This window comes from Nesterenkonia sp. HG001 (assembly GCF_034438835.1).
In the GTDB taxonomy this organism is placed as follows: domain Bacteria; phylum Actinomycetota; class Actinomycetes; order Actinomycetales; family Micrococcaceae; genus Nesterenkonia; species Nesterenkonia xinjiangensis.
Genome location: NZ_JAOSZD010000009.1, coordinates 86577 through 100872, shown reverse-complemented (window position 1 = coordinate 100872; position 14296 = coordinate 86577). Strand labels below are relative to the sequence as shown.

Sequence of the window (14296 nt, the reverse complement as noted above, 5' to 3'; positions counted from 1 at the left end):
GGCAGGATAGGGGCATGGGACAGGACGGGGGCATGGGAATCCGGATCTATCGGCTGGTCTATGCCGGCATCTGGCTGGTGTTCCTCAGCCTGCCGGTGGCCTATGCCCTGCGCCCTGAGACTCCCTCCGGGTGGCGCATCACCGCCCTGGTCACCACCGCCGCCTTCATCCTCCTCTACCTGTGGATCTTCTGGCGGAGCCGAGACACCCACGAGGTGACCGCGGATGCTCGGTGGACCGTGGCCGCCGTCGTCGTGCTGGGGCTGCTGGCCGCCGCCTCCGTGCCCGCAGCCGGATACGCGGCGCTCAGCTTCGTTCCGTTCCTCAGCGCGGTGCTGGTGTTCACCCTGCCCCTCCGCTCAGGACTGCTCAGCGGCACGCTGGTGTGGCTGGTGGCCTGCCTACTCTCCCTGCCCTTCGCCGACACGCTGTGGCCGGTGTTCGGAACCGGGATGGGCGTGCTGTTCATCGTGGTGATCCGTCTGGCCGACAACTTCGAGCAGCGTCAGCTCGACGCCGAGGAAGAGCTGCGCCGGGCCGCCGAGCGGGACTCGATCGCCCGGGACGTCCATGATGTGCTGGGCCACTCGTTGACCGTGCTCTCCATCCGAGCCCAGCTGGCCCGCCGGCTCATCGACCATGACCCGGCGCAGGCCCGTGAGGAGGTGGATCGGATCGACTCCCTGGCACGCGAATCGCTGGCGCAGGTCCGCTCCACGGTGAACCGCCTGCGCACCCCTCGGCTGGTCACCGAGCTCGAGGCGGTCCGGGAGGCGCTGACCGCCGCCGGCATCACCGCCGAGGTGATCGGCGACGCCGCCCCGGACTCCCGGCATGCAGAACTCTTCGCCTGGGCCCTGCGCGAGACGGTGACCAATGTGGTTCGGCACTCGCAGGCCAGCCGCTGCGTCATCCAGGTGGGCCCGGACCAGCTGCGCGTCCAAGACGACGGCGTCGGCCTGGCCTGCGCCGGAGGGCCCGAGGGTCACGGGCTCCGCGGGCTGCGCGAGCGTGCCGCCGTCGGCGGAGCCACCCTGCACATCGGGCCGGCCGCCGACGGCGCAGAGCGCCCCGGCACCGTGGTGGAGGTGAGCCTGCGATGAACGAGACCCGAGGCATCCGGCTGCTGCTGGCCGATGACCAGGACCTGGTCCGCGGCGGGCTGGCCGCCCTCTTGTCACTGGAGCCTGACCTGGAGGTCGTGGCCCAGGTCGGCCGGGGAGACGAGGTGCTCGCCGCGGTGCAGGAGCACCGACCGGACGTCGCACTGATCGACATTGAGATGCCCGGTCAGGACGGCATCGAAGCGACCGCACAGATCATCGCCTCCGAGGTGGGCTGTCGGTGCCTGATCGTGACCACCTTCGGCCGCCCAGGTTACCTGCGCCGCGCCATGGAGGCTGGCGCATCGGGATTCGTGGTCAAGGACACCCCCGCCGAGCAGCTGGCGCAGATGGTCCGCCGGGTCGCCGCCGGCCACCGGGTGGTCGACCCGGCCCTGGCCGCCGACTCCCTCTCCGGGGGCATCGACCCGCTCACCGAGCGGGAGCGGGATGTGCTGCGCGCCGCCGTCGACGGCTCCTCGGTGAAGACGGTGGCGGCTCAGCTGCACCTCTCCCCCGGAACCGTGCGGAATCATCTCTCCGCGGCCATCGGCAAGACGGGGGCAGAGAACCGGTACGCGGCGACTCGGATCGCACGAGACCGCGGCTGGATCTGATGCACGGCAGCTTCATCGACCTCACCCCGCTGCGCAGCTCCTCCGGCTTCCGACGCCTCTGGCTGGGCGGGCTGGTGTCCGCGTTCGCCGCGCAGCTCGCCGTCGTCGCGGTGCTCTTCCACGTGTGGGAGGAGACCGGCAGCCCGTTGTGGACCGGCATGGTGGGGCTGGTCTCGGCGGCGGCGATGACAGCAGGATCCCTGCTGGGCGGCACGGCGGCTGATCGGTATGACCGCACCCGGGTGCTGCGCTGGACCACGCTGGGGCAGCTGCTCGCCGGCCTCGGGCTCACCGTCCAGGCGCTGCCGGATCTCGCCCTGGGTGCCGCACCGGGGGTCACGCTGGTGCTGGTCCTGGTGGCGGCCAACGCGTTCTGCGCCGGGTTCGGCGCCGCCTCCCGGCGGAGCCTTCCTGCCCGGCTGCTGGATCACCTGCAGCTGCCGGCTGGCATCGCCCTGCTGCACCTGGGCGTCCAGGGCGCGCTGCTGCTGGGGCCGGCGATCGGCGGCGTCGTCATCGGGGCATTCGGCCTGGCGGCCTGCTTCGGTATCTGCGCCGCGGCGCTGTGCGTGGCATTGTGGACGGTGCTCCGGCTGCCGCCGGTGCCCCCGCCGGCCGCCACCGGGGCGAGCCCCTGGGCGATGACCCGGGAGGGCCTCCGGCACGTGAGCCGCCCGGGGGCGGTGCGCGGGGCCTTCGGAACCGACCTGTTCGCCACCCTGCTGGTCATGCCGGTCTCGCTGTTCCCGATGATCAATGAGATGCGCCTCGACGGCGCCCCGGAGACGCTGGGCATGATGACCAGCTCGGTGGCGGTGGGCGGGCTGCTCGCGGGGCTGCTCTCCGGGGCGGTGATGCGCCGGCAGCGGCTGGGACGGATCCAGTCCGGCGCCGCGGCGGTGTGGTGCCTGGCGCTGATCGGTTACGGGCTGAGCCCCACGCTGGGGACGATCCTGCTGTGTCTGGCGGTGGCCGGCGCGGCGGACACGGTGAGTGTCATCGCCCGCGGGGCGATTGTGCAGCTGGTGACCCCCGACGCGAGGCGCGGCCGGGTCTCCGCCGCCGAGCATGTGATCGGTGCGGCAGGTCCGGATGTCGGCAACGCCCGGTCCGGCCTGGTGGCCCAGCTGGTGGGCGCCCCGGCCAGCCTGGTCGGCGGAGGGATCCTGGCGCTGATCGGCATCGGATGGATCGCGGCGCGCAACCGGCACCTGCGGGACTTCCGCCGGTCAGACTTCTCCGGAGGGGATCAGACGGACACGCTCTGAGTCGCCGAAGGGTTCAGCAGCTCCGGGGAGAGGTTCAGCACGCGCAGCCGCGACTGGGCGATGATCTGCTCATCAGTGAGGCCCGCGATGTGCGCAGCCTCATCCTCCGGGGCGAGCGCGTCGTCCAGCCCGCCCCGCGGGAGCGAGCTGCTCACCGGACCCAGGGTCAGCGGCACGTCCACCACCGTCACCGAGGCCGGGGTCAACGGGATGGACTGGGCACGGTCGATCAGATCCAGGTGCTCCAGCAGCACGCGCAGGGCAGCCCCGTGGCTGACCACCACGGCGGTGCGCACCGCGAAGCTCAGGTCCGGAGACGCAGTGGGCCCGATCTGGGCAGTCTCCCGGACGACGCCGCAGAAGACGGCGAGCATGCGCTCGGCCAGCTGCTGATGGGTCTCCCCGCCGGCAGGGGTGTAGGTCCCTGCCCGCCAGGCGGAGAACTCCTCAGGTTCACGATCGCGGATCTCCGCGGCGTAGGAGCCTTCCCACTCGCCGAGGTTCTGCTCCATGAGCTCATCCCACACGCGCGGCTGCAGGTCCAGGCCGAACTGCGCGAAGGTCTGCTGGGTGCGCACCAAGGAGGAGACATGCCCCTGCTGAGGGTTCTGGGCGCGGACGAACCCCCCGGTGATGGAGGCCTGCCGCTCCCCCGAGGAGGCCAGCGAGATGTCCGAGCGTCCCTGCAGCCGGTGGTCACGGTTCCAGTCGGTCTCGCCGTGGCGGCACAGCAGGACACGGATCATGGGAGGCACTCCTGACGGTGAGGATTCCTGATGAGGGTTTCTGAGGATGATGGTTTCTGACGATGACACCCTATGCCATCGCGCGGCGGCGAGGCCGTGTCAGCGGCAGGTGCGATGCTGGTGATCATGGAATGGACGTTGTTTCCCCTCGGTTTACTGCTCGGTCTGATCCTCGGCGTCGCCGGGGCCCTGGTGCTGCTGCGTCGCATGCGCGGTGATGCTGACGACGGCGACTCCCTCCGCGAGCAGCTCCACGCCGCCCAGCTGGAGGCCGGAGCGGCGACGGCGCGTCTGCAGGCCATCGAGCAGCAGCGTGAGGACGACGCCGGGGCTGACCGGGAGCGCGAGACCCTGGTGGAGATGCTCCACCCGGTGCGCCGCGGGGTGACCGAGATGCAGCAGCGGGTCCAGGAGCTGGAGAAGGAGCGTGCCGCCCAGCACGCCACGCTGAGCCGGCAGCTCACCGAGGCCGCGCAGAACGACCAGCGGCTCTACGACTCCACCCAGGCGCTGATGGGCAGCCTGCATTCGACTTCGGCTCGCGGCTACTGGGGCGAGGTGCAGCTGCGCCGCATCGTGGAGGCCGCCGGGATGATCCCCCATGTGGACTTCGTGGAGCAGCACTCCGGCACCGGCGGTGACGGCGCCGTGCTCCGCCCGGACATGGTGGTCCACCTGCCCGGGGGCCGGCAGCTGGTCATCGACTCCAAGGCGCCGCTGAATCCGAAGGACGGCGCCGCCCAGGCCCGGGCGCTGAAGCAGCATGTGGGTGTGCTGGCCGCCAAGGACTACACCGCCACCGTGGAGAACTCCCCCGAGGTGATCTTCTGCTTCATACCGGCAGAGTCGCTGCTCTCCTCCGCCCTGGAGGCCGACCCGGAGCTGCTCGACCATGCCCTGGGCAGAGGAGTCTCACTGGTCTCCCCCTCCTCGCTGCTGGCCGCGCTGAAGGCCGTGGAGACCTCGTGGCGGCAGGAGCGGCTCGCCCACAACATTCGGGAGATCGTGGACCACTCCCGGGAGCTGTACCGACGTCTGGCCAAGATGAGCGAGCATCTCGCCAAGACCGGGGATCGACTTCGTCAGGCCGTCCAGGCCTACAACCAGCTCATCGGCAACATCGAACGCCAGGTGCTGCCGAAGGTGGAGACCATCAGCCGCCTGCAGCTGGCCCCGGAGAACGACGACGAGCAGGCACCGTTGGAGGATCTCGGCGAGACGCTGTCCCTGCAGACGGTGGAGGCCGAGGTCAATGACCTCGGCCCCCGCCTCGCCCAAGGTGAGCAGTGACCTACAGGCTCAGGCCGAACACCCACAGCAGCAGCGTCATGGACACCAGGGTGATCACCACGACGGCGGCGATGTTGAGCAAGATGCCGCCCTTGACCATCTGGCCGATGGTCACGTACCCGGAGCCGTAGGCGATCGCGTTCGGCGGCGTCGCCACCGGCAGCATGAAGGCGCAGGTGGCGGCCAGGGCCACCGGTGCGGCGAGCACCAGCGGGTCCACTCCTGTGCCCATGGCCACACCGGAGGCCACTGGCAGGAAGGTGGCAGCCGTCGCGGTGTTGGAGGTCATCTCCGTGAGGATCAGGACCCCTGCCGCGGCCAGCAGGACGAGCACCCAGACGGGGACAGTGCTCAGCCCTTCCATCTGCTCACCCATCCAGGAGCTGAGGCCTGAGGCCGAGAACTGTGAGGAGAGCGCCAGTCCGCCGCCGAAGAGCAGCAGCACACCCCAGGGCAGCTTCGCCGCGTACTCCCAGTCCAGCAGCCGGACCCCACGGTTGGCCCCACCGGGCAGCAGGAAGAGCAGCAGTCCGACCACCATGGCGATGCCGGCGTCGGAGATGAACGGCTCAGCGTCCTCCTCGAGCACACCGGCGCCGATCAGCAGATCGGTGCCCAGCGGGATGCTCACCCAGGAGACTGCCGCCAGAATGAAGATGAGCAGCACCCGCAGCTCGCCTGAGCTCATCGGGCCCAGCTTGTGCAGTTCACCTCGGATGAGGTCTGAGCCACCGGGGATCGTCTTGATCTCCGGGCGGAACAGCAGCCGGGTGAGCACCACCCAGACGAGCACGAGCATGACGATCGCGATGGGCACGCCCACCAGCATCCATTGGCCGAAGCCGATGGTGACGTCATGGTTGGTGCTCATATGGCCCACCAGCAGGGCGTTCGGCGGAGTTCCGATGATGGTGGAGACCGATCCGACCGAGGCCGCGTAAGCGATGCCCAGCATGAGGGCGGTGCCGAAGTTCGACTTGACCGCCTGGGCCTTCTCCGCCGGGTCGGCATCGTCCTCCGAGATCGATCCGGGGTCCTCTCCCTTGGCGATGCGCTGGACGAGCATGAGCACCGAGATCCCGATCGGCAGCATCATCACCGCGGTGGCCGTGTTCGAGACCCACATGGACAGGAACGCGGTGGCGATCATGAAGCCGCCGATCAGATTGACCGGCTTCGAGCCCATGGCGCGCAGGGTCAGCAGGGCGATGCGTCGGTGCAGGTTCCATCTCTGCATCGCCAGGGCCAGCATGAATCCGCCCATGAACAGGAAGATGATGTTGTGGCCGTAGTTCGCGCCGATCACGTCCACGGTCACGGGTTCATCGCCGGCCTCCGCGGCGGGCACCAGCATGGGGAACACCACCAGGGGCACCAGGGCGGTGGCGGGGATCGGGATCGCCTCGGTCATCCACCAGACCGCCATCAGCACGGCGGTGGCGGCGGTCAGACGGGGCCAGACATCCATGTCCCCCGGCATGACCAGAAACATCAGCCCGGCCCCGACCAGGCCCCCGAAGAGCCCGATGATCCGGCGGAGGAAAGTGGGCCTGGGCAGAGACTCGGCACGGGCACCGACTGAGAGCTGCTCCTGCTGCTCCCGGGCGGACTTCCGCGGGTCGTACTTCCTGAGGTGCTCCCCGGTGACGCGGGAACCCGGTGTCATCATGATCTGCGCTCCTGATCTGAGGTCGTCAGCGCGTCACAGCTCACGGTCTGTGACAGACGCCACAGAGTCTACCGGCAGGTCAGCTCCTGGACTTGGAGCGATTGCCGCCGCGGGCGCCCTCGCCGTCGCCGACCTCCTGGAGCGCCTTGCGGATCTCCTTGGGGAGACTGAAGATGATGTCCTCCTCAGCGGTGACGACCTCTTCGACGTCGTCGTAGCCGTAGTCCGCCAGCAGGCGCAGCACGTCCTGGACGAGGACCTCCGGCACTGAGGCTCCCGAGGTGACTCCGATGGTCTGGGCGTCCTCGAACCAGGCCTCATCGACCTGGTTGGCGAAGTCCACCCGCTCGGCCCGGCGCGCTCCGTACTCCGTGGCGACCTCTTTCAGCCGCACCGAGTTCGAGGAGTTGGCCGAACCGACCACGATCACCAGGTCGGTCTCCGGCGAGACCTTCTTGATGGCCGCCTGCCGGTTCGAGGTGGCGTAGCAGATGTCATCGCTGGGCGGGTCCTGCAGGTTGGGGAACCGCTCCTTGAGCTTCTGGACCGTCTCCATGGCCTCGTCCACCGAGAGCGTGGTCTGCGAGAGCCAGATGAGCTTGTCCGGATCAGGGACCTCGATCTGGTCGACCTCCCACGGGCCGTTCACGATCGTCGTGTTCTCCGGAGCGTGCCCAAAGGTCCCCTCGACCTCCTCATGGCCGTCGTGGCCGATGAGCAGGATGTGGAAGTCGTCCTTGGTGGTGAAACGCACCGCCTCCCGATGGACCTTCGTCACCAGCGGACAGGTCGCATCGATGGTCTGCAGGTTGCGGTCGGACGCGGCCTGCTTCACCGCAGGGGAGACGCCGTGGGCCGAGAAGACCAGCAGCTCGCCCTCAGGGACCTCGTCGGCCTCCTCCACGAAGATCACGCCCTTCTCGGTGAGCGTGTCGACCACATGGCGGTTGTGCACGATCTCCTTGCGCACATAGACCGGCGGGCCATAGCGCTCAAGAGCCTTCTCCACCGCCACCACGGCCCGGTCCACCCCGGCGCAGTAGCCGCGCGGCGCCGCCAGCAGGACCTTCCGGTCCCCCGAGAACGACGAGGCGGCGGCCACCTCCTCGGGGCTGCGGCGTTGGCGCGGCACCATCGGCACGGGCACAGAGATGTGCCGGGTGTGCGAGGAAGCTTCCGGAATCGCACGCGTAGTCATGCGGCTCAGTCTACCGGCCGGGGTGGGCTGCTCAGACTCGCAGCAGGTCATCGTGACCCACGGAACTCCCCGCCGGGTCAGGCCCTCGCGACGGCGTCAGCACCGCACCCAGCAGCCCGACGACGACGACGACGCTGCAAGCCCCGGTGAAGATCCACCAGGCCGGCCGGGCCCAGTCCGTGAGACGTGCCTGGACGTGATCCAGCAGCACCTCGGCGGCCGGTGGGATCTGCTGAGGCGGGGTCAGGTCCGGTGAGGCGACAGACAGCGCGATCCACAGCCCCAGCCCGAGGCCGAGTCCGAGGAGTCCGCCCAGCGCGAGGGCCGCCCACCGGCCACGGCCGACACCGATGACCATCGCCAGCAGACCCAGCAGCGCCGCGCCTCCGGCCATCACCGTCCAGTGCTTGGAGGCCTCGGCGCCCGCCGCCCACTGGTAGGGATCGACCCCGTCCTCGGCGACGGCGTCGAGGTTCACCACGATCTCCGGGGCCAGGGCGTCGAAGCTGGACTCGTCGAAGAACGGCAGCCAGCCGAGCAGGCCCTCCAGGCGCTCACGCAGCGGCTCAGTCGTCGCCGCGGCCATCGGGCTGAGGTCCAGCGCGACGACGAGGTCCTCCGGGGACCCTGTCCCGCCCTCGTGGAAGAGTCTCTCCAGCTCGGCGGCGAGGTCCTCCCGACTGGTCTGCAGGGACTCGTCCCAGGCCTCCAGGGTCTGGTCCTCCTTCAGCACCGAGGACGCCATCCCGGAGACGGCCTCCTGCACACCGGAGGGCAGCGCGTCCTCGTCCTCTCCGGTGAGCTCCTCGACCATCATCTCGACCGCGGCCTCGGCGAAGCCCTCCTGGGCGGGGAGATCCCCGGCGATCTCCCGGACGGGCTCCTCCTCGCGGAGGAGCTGGTCTATCTGGCCTCCGGCGAGTGCGGCGGCCGCCAGAAGGGCGGCCAGCACGGCGCAGAGGGTGCTCAGCACGTGACGCACTGGATCTCCTGTCTTCCACTCGGCGCTGTTCCTCCACAGGTTTCGATGCTGTGCGGGTCTTCTCCACACCCGTGGACCACCGGGAGGAACGCGTCGGCGCAGATGAGTAGAGTGTCTGGCAGCATCGATCGTACCGGCGCGGAGGAGGAACTGTGGGTCAGGCACACGCGGGGGACGGTCCTGAGCTGTCCGCCATGCCGGCGACCAGCCGTGAGACCTCCCCGGAGACGCCGTGGCCGCTGAGTCACTTCTCCGGAAAACTCAAGACGCACATCGAGAAAGTCGCCCCCACCTGGGTGGAGGGGCAGCTGGTGGAGTTCACCCTGCGCAACGGCAACGCCTGGATGACCCTGCGGGACCTCGAGCAGGAGGTCTCCTTCAGCGCCGTGGCGTGGCGCCAGGTGGCCTCCGGGCTCGACGGCGTGGTCCAGCCCGGTTCCCGCGTGGTCGCCCAGGTGCGCCCGAACCTGTATGAGAAGACGGGCCGGCTCTCCCTGGTGACCCAACAGATGCGCCCCGTCGGGCTCGGCGACCTGCTCGCCCGGGTGGAGCAGCTGAAGAAGCAGCTGGCCGCCGAGGGGCTGTTCGCCGCCGACCGGAAGCGGCCGCTGCCGGTGCTCCCCCGCCGGATCGGGCTGATCACCGGCCGGAACTCCGATGCGAAGAAGGACATCCTGCGCAACACCCATGCGCGGTGGGCCGCCGCACAGTTCGAGATCCGTGAGGTCGCCACCCAGGGCACCGCCGCTCCGCTGGAGGTCGCCGCCGCGTTGGCCGAGCTCGACGCCGACCCGGCCGTGGACGTGATCGTGATCGCCCGCGGCGGCGGAGCGCTGGAGGAGGTCGTGCTGCCGTTCTCGGACGAACGCCTGATCCGGGCCATCGCCGCCGCACAGACCCCGGTGGTCTCGGCGATCGGCCACGAGGCCGACCGTCCGCTGCTCGACGAGGTCGCCGACGTCCGCGCCTCCACTCCCACCGGCTCGGCCAAGCTGCTGGTGGTGGACGAGGCGCTGGAGCGGGAGAACATCACCCAGGCCCGCGCGCGGATGTCTTCCGGGGTCCAGCGGATGGTCGCCCGCGAGGCCGAGTGGCTCAGCTCCGTCCGCTCCCGCCCCGTGCTGGCCCAGCCGGAGACCATGGTCACCGTGCGTGCTGAGGAGCTGACCGGGCTGCGACGCCGGGCGCTGGTCTCCATGGAGGCCTCGGTGGCGCGCGCCCGCGACTGGGTCGGTCAGGCCCGGGCCCGGGTGACCGGGCTCTCTCCGCAGTCCACCCTGGACCGCGGCTATGCGGTGGTCCAGTCCCATCCGGAGCACGGCGCCCTGGATGAGTCCGGCCGACCACGGACTCGCAGCGGATGGCACATCGTCCGGGACGCCTCCGAGGTGGAGCAGGGGTCGCCCCTGCGCGTCATGGTGGCCCGCGGCGAGCTGACGGCCCGCACAGCACACGTGCTGGCGGGCGAGGGCCCGGCCGCCGAGGGCGCAGCTCACGAGGATCAGAACTGAGAGGAAGAGGGCAGCAGATGGCACAGAACCCGGAAGAGGGCTTCTCCGGCGCCCAGCTCGAGGACATCGAGACGATGACCTACGAGCAGGCGCGGGAAGAGCTGATCGCGGTGGTCACCAAACTGGAGACCGGCGGCGCGCCCTTGGAGCAGTCGCTGGCCCTGTGGCAGCGCGGAGAGGCGCTGGCGGACCGCTGTGAGCGCTGGCTCGACGGCGCCTCGGCACGGCTCGAAGAGGTCCGGCGCAGCCTGGAGAGCACCCAGGAGGCGGAGCAGTCCTGAGCAGATCGGCTCCGGCCCGGCCTACAGCCAGCTCTGCAGCAGACGGGCTCGCTCCGTCTCGATGTCATAGCCAGCCCGGGGCCAGCCCAGCTCCAAGTCCTCCAGGGCGGCGATGAGCAGCTCCTGGACCGCGAGCCGGGAGTACCATTTGCGGTCCGCCCCGACGATGTGCCACGGCGCCCAATCGGCGTCGGTGGCTTCCAGCAGGCCCGAGTAGACAGTGCGGAAGGTGTCGAAGTCGGCGCGGGCATCAGCATCGGAGGGGTCGTACTTCCAATGCTTCTCGCGCCGGTCCAGCCGGGAGAGGAGCCGTTCCAGCTGTTCCTCCGGGGACAGATGCAGGAACACCTTGACGAGGGCGAAGCCGCGACGCACCAGCTCGTCCTCGAAGAGGCGCAGCGTCTCTGTGCGTCCGGCCAGCGCGTCGGCGTCCAGGTCGCCGCTGACCGCCGGGACCAGCACGTCCTCGTAGTGCGAGCGGTCGAAGACTCCGACCATTCCGGGCGCGGGCAGTCGACGGATGACCCGACGCAGGTAGTGTTCGCGGCGTTCCGCCTCGGTAGGCCGCCCGAATCCGGTGACCGAGACGCCCAGCGGGTCCATCGAGCCGGCCACATGCTTGACCGTGCCTCCCTTGCCCGAGGCGTCCATGCCTTGGAGGACCAGCAGCACCCGGGGGCCCTGCTCCACGTCGCGCAGCGCCTCGAGGACCTCAGCGGTGAGCACCTGCTCACGCCGTCTTCGCTGATCACCGGTGAGCTGCGGGATCCGGCTGGTGAGCCGCTCCATGACGGCGGAGCGGGTCTCGTCAGCGGCGGCGACCTGGTGGGCCCAGAGCCGCTCCTGGGCGTCGGCGAGGACCTCGGCACGTTCGGCGAGCAGGCGCCGCCCCCGCTTCTTCTTCCCGGCGAACTCCAGACGACGTCCGGTGGGGATCTTCTCCAGATGCAGCGGAGCGCCCCAGCCGGGGGCTCGCCAGATGCCGCGGGGGTCGGCGTCGAAGGGAAGATCCGTCACGGAGACCTCTCAGCTGCGCGCCGCAGCGTTCCGGTACGCCTCCAGGAACTCGGAGATCCCACCGATGGCGACCTCCAGCTCCTCCACGCCGGGCAGGGTGACCAGCCGGAAATGATTGTCATCGATCCAGTTGAAGGCCCGGCCATGAGAGACCAGGATCTTCTGCTGCCGCAGCAGCTCGATGACGAAGGCCTCGTCATCCTCGATCGGGTAGATCTCCGGATCCAGCCGCGGGAACAGATACAGCGCACCGTCAGCCTGCTCCACGGTGACACCTTCGATCTCGGAGAGCAGCCTGTGCGCGGTGGTGCGCTGCTCGTGCAGACGTCCGCCCGGAGCGATCAGGTCCTGGATGGACTGGTGACCGCCGAGGGCGGCCTGGATCGCATGCTGAGCCGGCACATTGGCGCACATGCGCATGTTCATCAGCAGGGTCAGGCCTTCGAGGTAGTTCTTCGCCCGGTGCTTGGGTCCGGAGACGTAGATCCACCCGGAGCGGAAGCCCGCCACCCGCCAGGTCTTCGACAGACCCGAAAAGGTGATCGTGAAGACATCATCAGAGAGCGTGCAGACGTTGACCATCTCGGCCTCGTCGAAGGTGATGTTCTCGTAGATCTCATCCGAGAGCAGGATCAGGTTGTGACGCCGGGCGATGTCGACCATCGCCTCCAGAATCTCCCGCGGATACACCGCCCCGGTGGGATTGTTCGGGTTGATGATCACCAGCGCCTTGGTGCGGTCGGTGACCTTGGACTCGATCTCCTCCGGATCCGGCCACCAGTGGTTCTGCTCATCACAGAGGTAATGCACCGCGCGACCCCCGGCCAGCGTGGTCGCTCCCGTCCACAGCGGGTAGTCCGGGGCCGGGATGAGGACCTCGTCCCCAGGCGCCAGCATCGCCTGCAGCACCATGGTGATCAGCTCAGAGACCCCGTTGCCCAGGTAGATGTCATCCGGGTCGGTGTCGGTCATGCCGCGGGACTGGTAATACTGCGCCACCGCGATGCGCGCAGAATAGATGCCCTGCGAGTCCGAGTAGCCCTGAGCGTCCGCCAGGTTGTTGATCATCGTCATCCGGATCGAGTCCGGCGCCTCGAAGCCGAACGGGGCCGGGTTGCCGATGTTCAGCCGGGTGATCTTGTGCCCTTCACGTTCCAGCCGCGCCGCCTCCTGGGCGATCGGTCCTCGGACGTCGTAACGGACGTCTCGGAGCTTGGGCGACTGAGTGAACTCCTCGAACTCCTGCATCCCCCCATCTTGCCTCACCGGAGGTCGCCGTCGCGCAGATGACACCCCGAGCCCCGAGGACACCCCAGGCTCACAGCATCCTGCTCGCGGCGACGGCGTCCCGATAGCCCGCCAGGAACTCGGAGATGCCGCCGATGGCCTCCTCGAGCTCCTCCACCGCCGGAAGGGTGACCAGCCGGAAATGATTGTCATCGATCCAGTTGAAGGCCCGGCCATGAGAGACCAGGATCTTCTGCTGCCGCAGCAGCTCGATGACGAAGGCCTCGTCGCTCTCGATGGGGTAGATCTCCGGATCCAGCCGCGGGAACAGATACAGCGCGCCGTCGGCCTGATGGACTTCGACGCCCTCGATCTGGCGCAGCAGCTCATAGGCCACATTGCGCTGCTCATAGAGCCGGCCGCCGGGCTCGATGAACTCGTTGATGGACTGGTACCCGCCCAGCGCCGTCTGGATCGCATGCTGAGCCGGCACATTGGGACACATCCGCAGATTCGACATCAGCGTCAGGCCTTCGAGGTAGTTCTTCGCCCGGTGCTTGGGCCCGGAGATGTAGATCCACCCGGAGCGGAAGCCCGCCACCCGCCAGGTCTTCGACAGGCCCGAGAAGGTGATCGTGAAGACATCGTCGGAGAGCGTGCAGACGTTGACCGTCTCCGCGTCGTCGTAGGTGATCTTCTCGTAGATCTCGTCCGAGAGCAGGATCAGGTTGTGACGCCGGGCGATGTCGACCATCGCCTTCAGGATCTCCCGCGGATAGACCGCCCCGGTGGGATTGTTCGGGTTGATGATCACCAGCGCCTTGGTGCGGTCGGTGACCTTGGACTCGATCTCCTCCGGATCCGGCCACCAGTGGTTCTGCTCATCGCAGATGTAGTGCACCGGCCGTCCGCCGGCCAGCGTGGTCACCGCGGTCCACAGCGGGTAGTCCGGGGCCGGGATGAGGACCTCGTCACCGGGGTTCAGCATCGCCTGCAGCACCAGGGAGATCAGCTCAGAGACCCCGTTGCCCAGTATCACGTCCTCGACCTCGGCCTCTCTCATCCCCCGGGTCTGGTAGTACTGCGCCACTGCGGTGCGGGCGGAATAGATTCCCTGGGACTCGGAGTAGCCCTGTGCGGTCGGCAGGTTCTTGATCATGTCGACCAGGATGGAATCGGGCGCCTCGAAGCCAAACGGGGCGAGGTTTCCGATGTTCAGCTTGGTGATGCGGTGTCCGCCCGCCTCGAGGCGGGCGGCCTCCTCGGCGATGGGACCGCGCACGTCATAGCGGACTCCGCGCAGCTTGTGCGACTGGGTGAACTCCTCGAACTCCTCCATGAAGCAATACTGCCTCATGCGTCAAGACTCCCACGAGCCTCGAGGCCC

At 68.9% G+C, this 14296-nt stretch carries 13 protein-coding genes; 6 read left to right on the top strand and 7 right to left on the bottom strand.

Features of this window, described 5'->3' with window-relative positions; all coding sequences use genetic code 11:
• Nucleotides 1-14 precede the first annotated feature (14 nt).
• Genes ODE13_RS14395 through ODE13_RS14385 form a run of 3 tightly spaced genes read left to right on the top strand, consistent with a single transcriptional unit; the run spans nt 15 to nt 2988 of the window.
• Nucleotides 15-1103, top strand: coding sequence for a sensor histidine kinase (locus ODE13_RS14395; RefSeq protein WP_322479872.1), 1089 nt, complete (start codon nt 15-17; stop codon nt 1101-1103).
• A complete protein-coding gene (locus ODE13_RS14390; protein ID WP_322479871.1) occupies nt 1100-1720 on the top strand; it encodes a response regulator transcription factor in 621 nt (206 codons plus the stop codon). Before ODE13_RS14395 ends, ODE13_RS14390 begins: the two co-directional genes overlap by 4 nt.
• On the top strand, nt 1720-2988 hold the full coding sequence (locus ODE13_RS14385; protein WP_322479870.1) for an MFS transporter: 1269 nt from the start codon (nt 1720-1722) through the stop codon (nt 2986-2988). The genes ODE13_RS14390 and ODE13_RS14385 overlap by 1 nt, the downstream gene beginning before the upstream one ends.
• On the opposite strand, the gene ODE13_RS14380 is transcribed toward ODE13_RS14385, so the two are convergent.
• Nucleotides 2970-3734 carry a histidine phosphatase family protein gene (locus ODE13_RS14380; protein WP_322479869.1) on the bottom strand — a complete coding sequence of 255 codons (765 nt, stop codon included), beginning with the start codon at nt 3732-3734 and terminating at the stop codon, nt 2970-2972. The genes ODE13_RS14385 and ODE13_RS14380 overlap by 19 nt on opposite strands.
• A gap of 72 nt (nt 3735-3806) precedes the next feature.
• Between ODE13_RS14380 and ODE13_RS14375 the strand changes: the two genes are divergently transcribed.
• Nucleotides 3807-5024: a DNA recombination protein RmuC gene (locus ODE13_RS14375; RefSeq protein WP_322479868.1), complete on the top strand. Its 1218-nt coding sequence runs from the start codon at nt 3807-3809 to the stop codon at nt 5022-5024.
• A gap of 1 nt (nt 5025) precedes the next feature.
• Here the strand turns inward: ODE13_RS14375 and ODE13_RS14370 are convergent, their stop codons facing one another.
• From ODE13_RS14370 to ODE13_RS14360, 3 genes are all read right to left on the bottom strand, one after another.
• The gene (locus ODE13_RS14370; RefSeq protein ID WP_322479867.1) at nt 5026-6693 is read right to left on the bottom strand and encodes a DASS family sodium-coupled anion symporter; all 1668 of its coding nucleotides are present in this window, start codon (nt 6691-6693) and stop codon (nt 5026-5028) included.
• A gap of 79 nt (nt 6694-6772) precedes the next feature.
• A complete protein-coding gene (locus ODE13_RS14365) occupies nt 6773-7891 on the bottom strand; it encodes a 4-hydroxy-3-methylbut-2-enyl diphosphate reductase (protein WP_322479866.1) in 1119 nt (372 codons plus the stop codon).
• A 31-nt stretch (nt 7892-7922) separates the two neighbouring features.
• Nucleotides 7923-8864 carry a hypothetical protein gene (locus ODE13_RS14360; RefSeq protein WP_322479865.1) on the bottom strand — a complete coding sequence of 314 codons (942 nt, stop codon included), beginning with the start codon at nt 8862-8864 and terminating at the stop codon, nt 7923-7925.
• A gap of 203 nt (nt 8865-9067) precedes the next feature.
• Here ODE13_RS14360 and xseA point away from each other — a divergent pair, with 203 nt between their 5' ends.
• Nucleotides 9068-10384 carry an exodeoxyribonuclease VII large subunit gene (xseA, locus tag ODE13_RS14355; RefSeq protein WP_322479969.1) on the top strand — a complete coding sequence of 439 codons (1317 nt, stop codon included), beginning with the start codon at nt 9068-9070 and terminating at the stop codon, nt 10382-10384.
• Nucleotides 10385-10401: 17 nt separating this feature from the next.
• On the top strand, nt 10402-10665 hold the full coding sequence (locus ODE13_RS14350) for an exodeoxyribonuclease VII small subunit (protein WP_179540437.1): 264 nt from the start codon (nt 10402-10404) through the stop codon (nt 10663-10665).
• A 21-nt stretch (nt 10666-10686) separates the two neighbouring features.
• Here ODE13_RS14350 and ODE13_RS14345 read toward each other — a convergent pair whose 3' ends face one another.
• The 3 genes from ODE13_RS14345 to ODE13_RS14335 all read right to left on the bottom strand — a co-directional run bounded on the left by ODE13_RS14345 (nt 10687) and on the right by ODE13_RS14335 (nt 14248).
• Nucleotides 10687-11682: a PPK2 family polyphosphate kinase gene (locus ODE13_RS14345; protein WP_322479864.1), complete on the bottom strand. Its 996-nt coding sequence runs from the start codon at nt 11680-11682 to the stop codon at nt 10687-10689.
• 9 nt (nt 11683-11691) lie between these two features.
• Complete coding sequence (locus ODE13_RS14340; protein ID WP_322479863.1) at nt 11692-12930, bottom strand: pyridoxal phosphate-dependent aminotransferase; 1239 nt, start codon at nt 12928-12930, stop codon at nt 11692-11694.
• 70 nt (nt 12931-13000) lie between these two features.
• The gene (locus ODE13_RS14335) at nt 13001-14248 is read right to left on the bottom strand and encodes a pyridoxal phosphate-dependent aminotransferase (protein WP_322479968.1); all 1248 of its coding nucleotides are present in this window, start codon (nt 14246-14248) and stop codon (nt 13001-13003) included.
• Nucleotides 14249-14296: the final 48 nt, after the last annotated feature.

Bases quoted from the DNA above. Each gene is read 5' to 3' on its own strand.
- xseA (WP_322479969.1), top strand. From the start codon at position 9,068: ATGCCGGCGACCAGCCGTGAGACCTCCCCGGAGACGCCGTGGCCGCTG.
- ODE13_RS14340 (WP_322479863.1), bottom strand. From the start codon at position 12,930: ATGCAGGAGTTCGAGGAGTTCACTCAGTCGCCCAAGCTCCGAGACGTC.
- ODE13_RS14390 (WP_322479871.1), top strand. From the start codon at position 1,100: ATGAACGAGACCCGAGGCATCCGGCTGCTGCTGGCCGATGACCAGGAC.
- ODE13_RS14365 (WP_322479866.1), bottom strand. From the start codon at position 7,891: ATGACTACGCGTGCGATTCCGGAAGCTTCCTCGCACACCCGGCACATC.
- ODE13_RS14375 (WP_322479868.1), top strand. From the start codon at position 3,807: ATGCCATCGCGCGGCGGCGAGGCCGTGTCAGCGGCAGGTGCGATGCTG.
- ODE13_RS14385 (WP_322479870.1), top strand. From the start codon at position 1,720: ATGCACGGCAGCTTCATCGACCTCACCCCGCTGCGCAGCTCCTCCGGC.
- ODE13_RS14380 (WP_322479869.1), bottom strand. From the start codon at position 3,734: ATGATCCGTGTCCTGCTGTGCCGCCACGGCGAGACCGACTGGAACCGT.
- ODE13_RS14370 (WP_322479867.1), bottom strand. From the start codon at position 6,693: ATGATGACACCGGGTTCCCGCGTCACCGGGGAGCACCTCAGGAAGTAC.
- ODE13_RS14335 (WP_322479968.1), bottom strand. From the start codon at position 14,248: ATGGAGGAGTTCGAGGAGTTCACCCAGTCGCACAAGCTGCGCGGAGTC.
- ODE13_RS14350 (WP_179540437.1), top strand. From the start codon at position 10,402: ATGGCACAGAACCCGGAAGAGGGCTTCTCCGGCGCCCAGCTCGAGGAC.
- ODE13_RS14395 (WP_322479872.1), top strand. From the start codon at position 15: ATGGGACAGGACGGGGGCATGGGAATCCGGATCTATCGGCTGGTCTAT.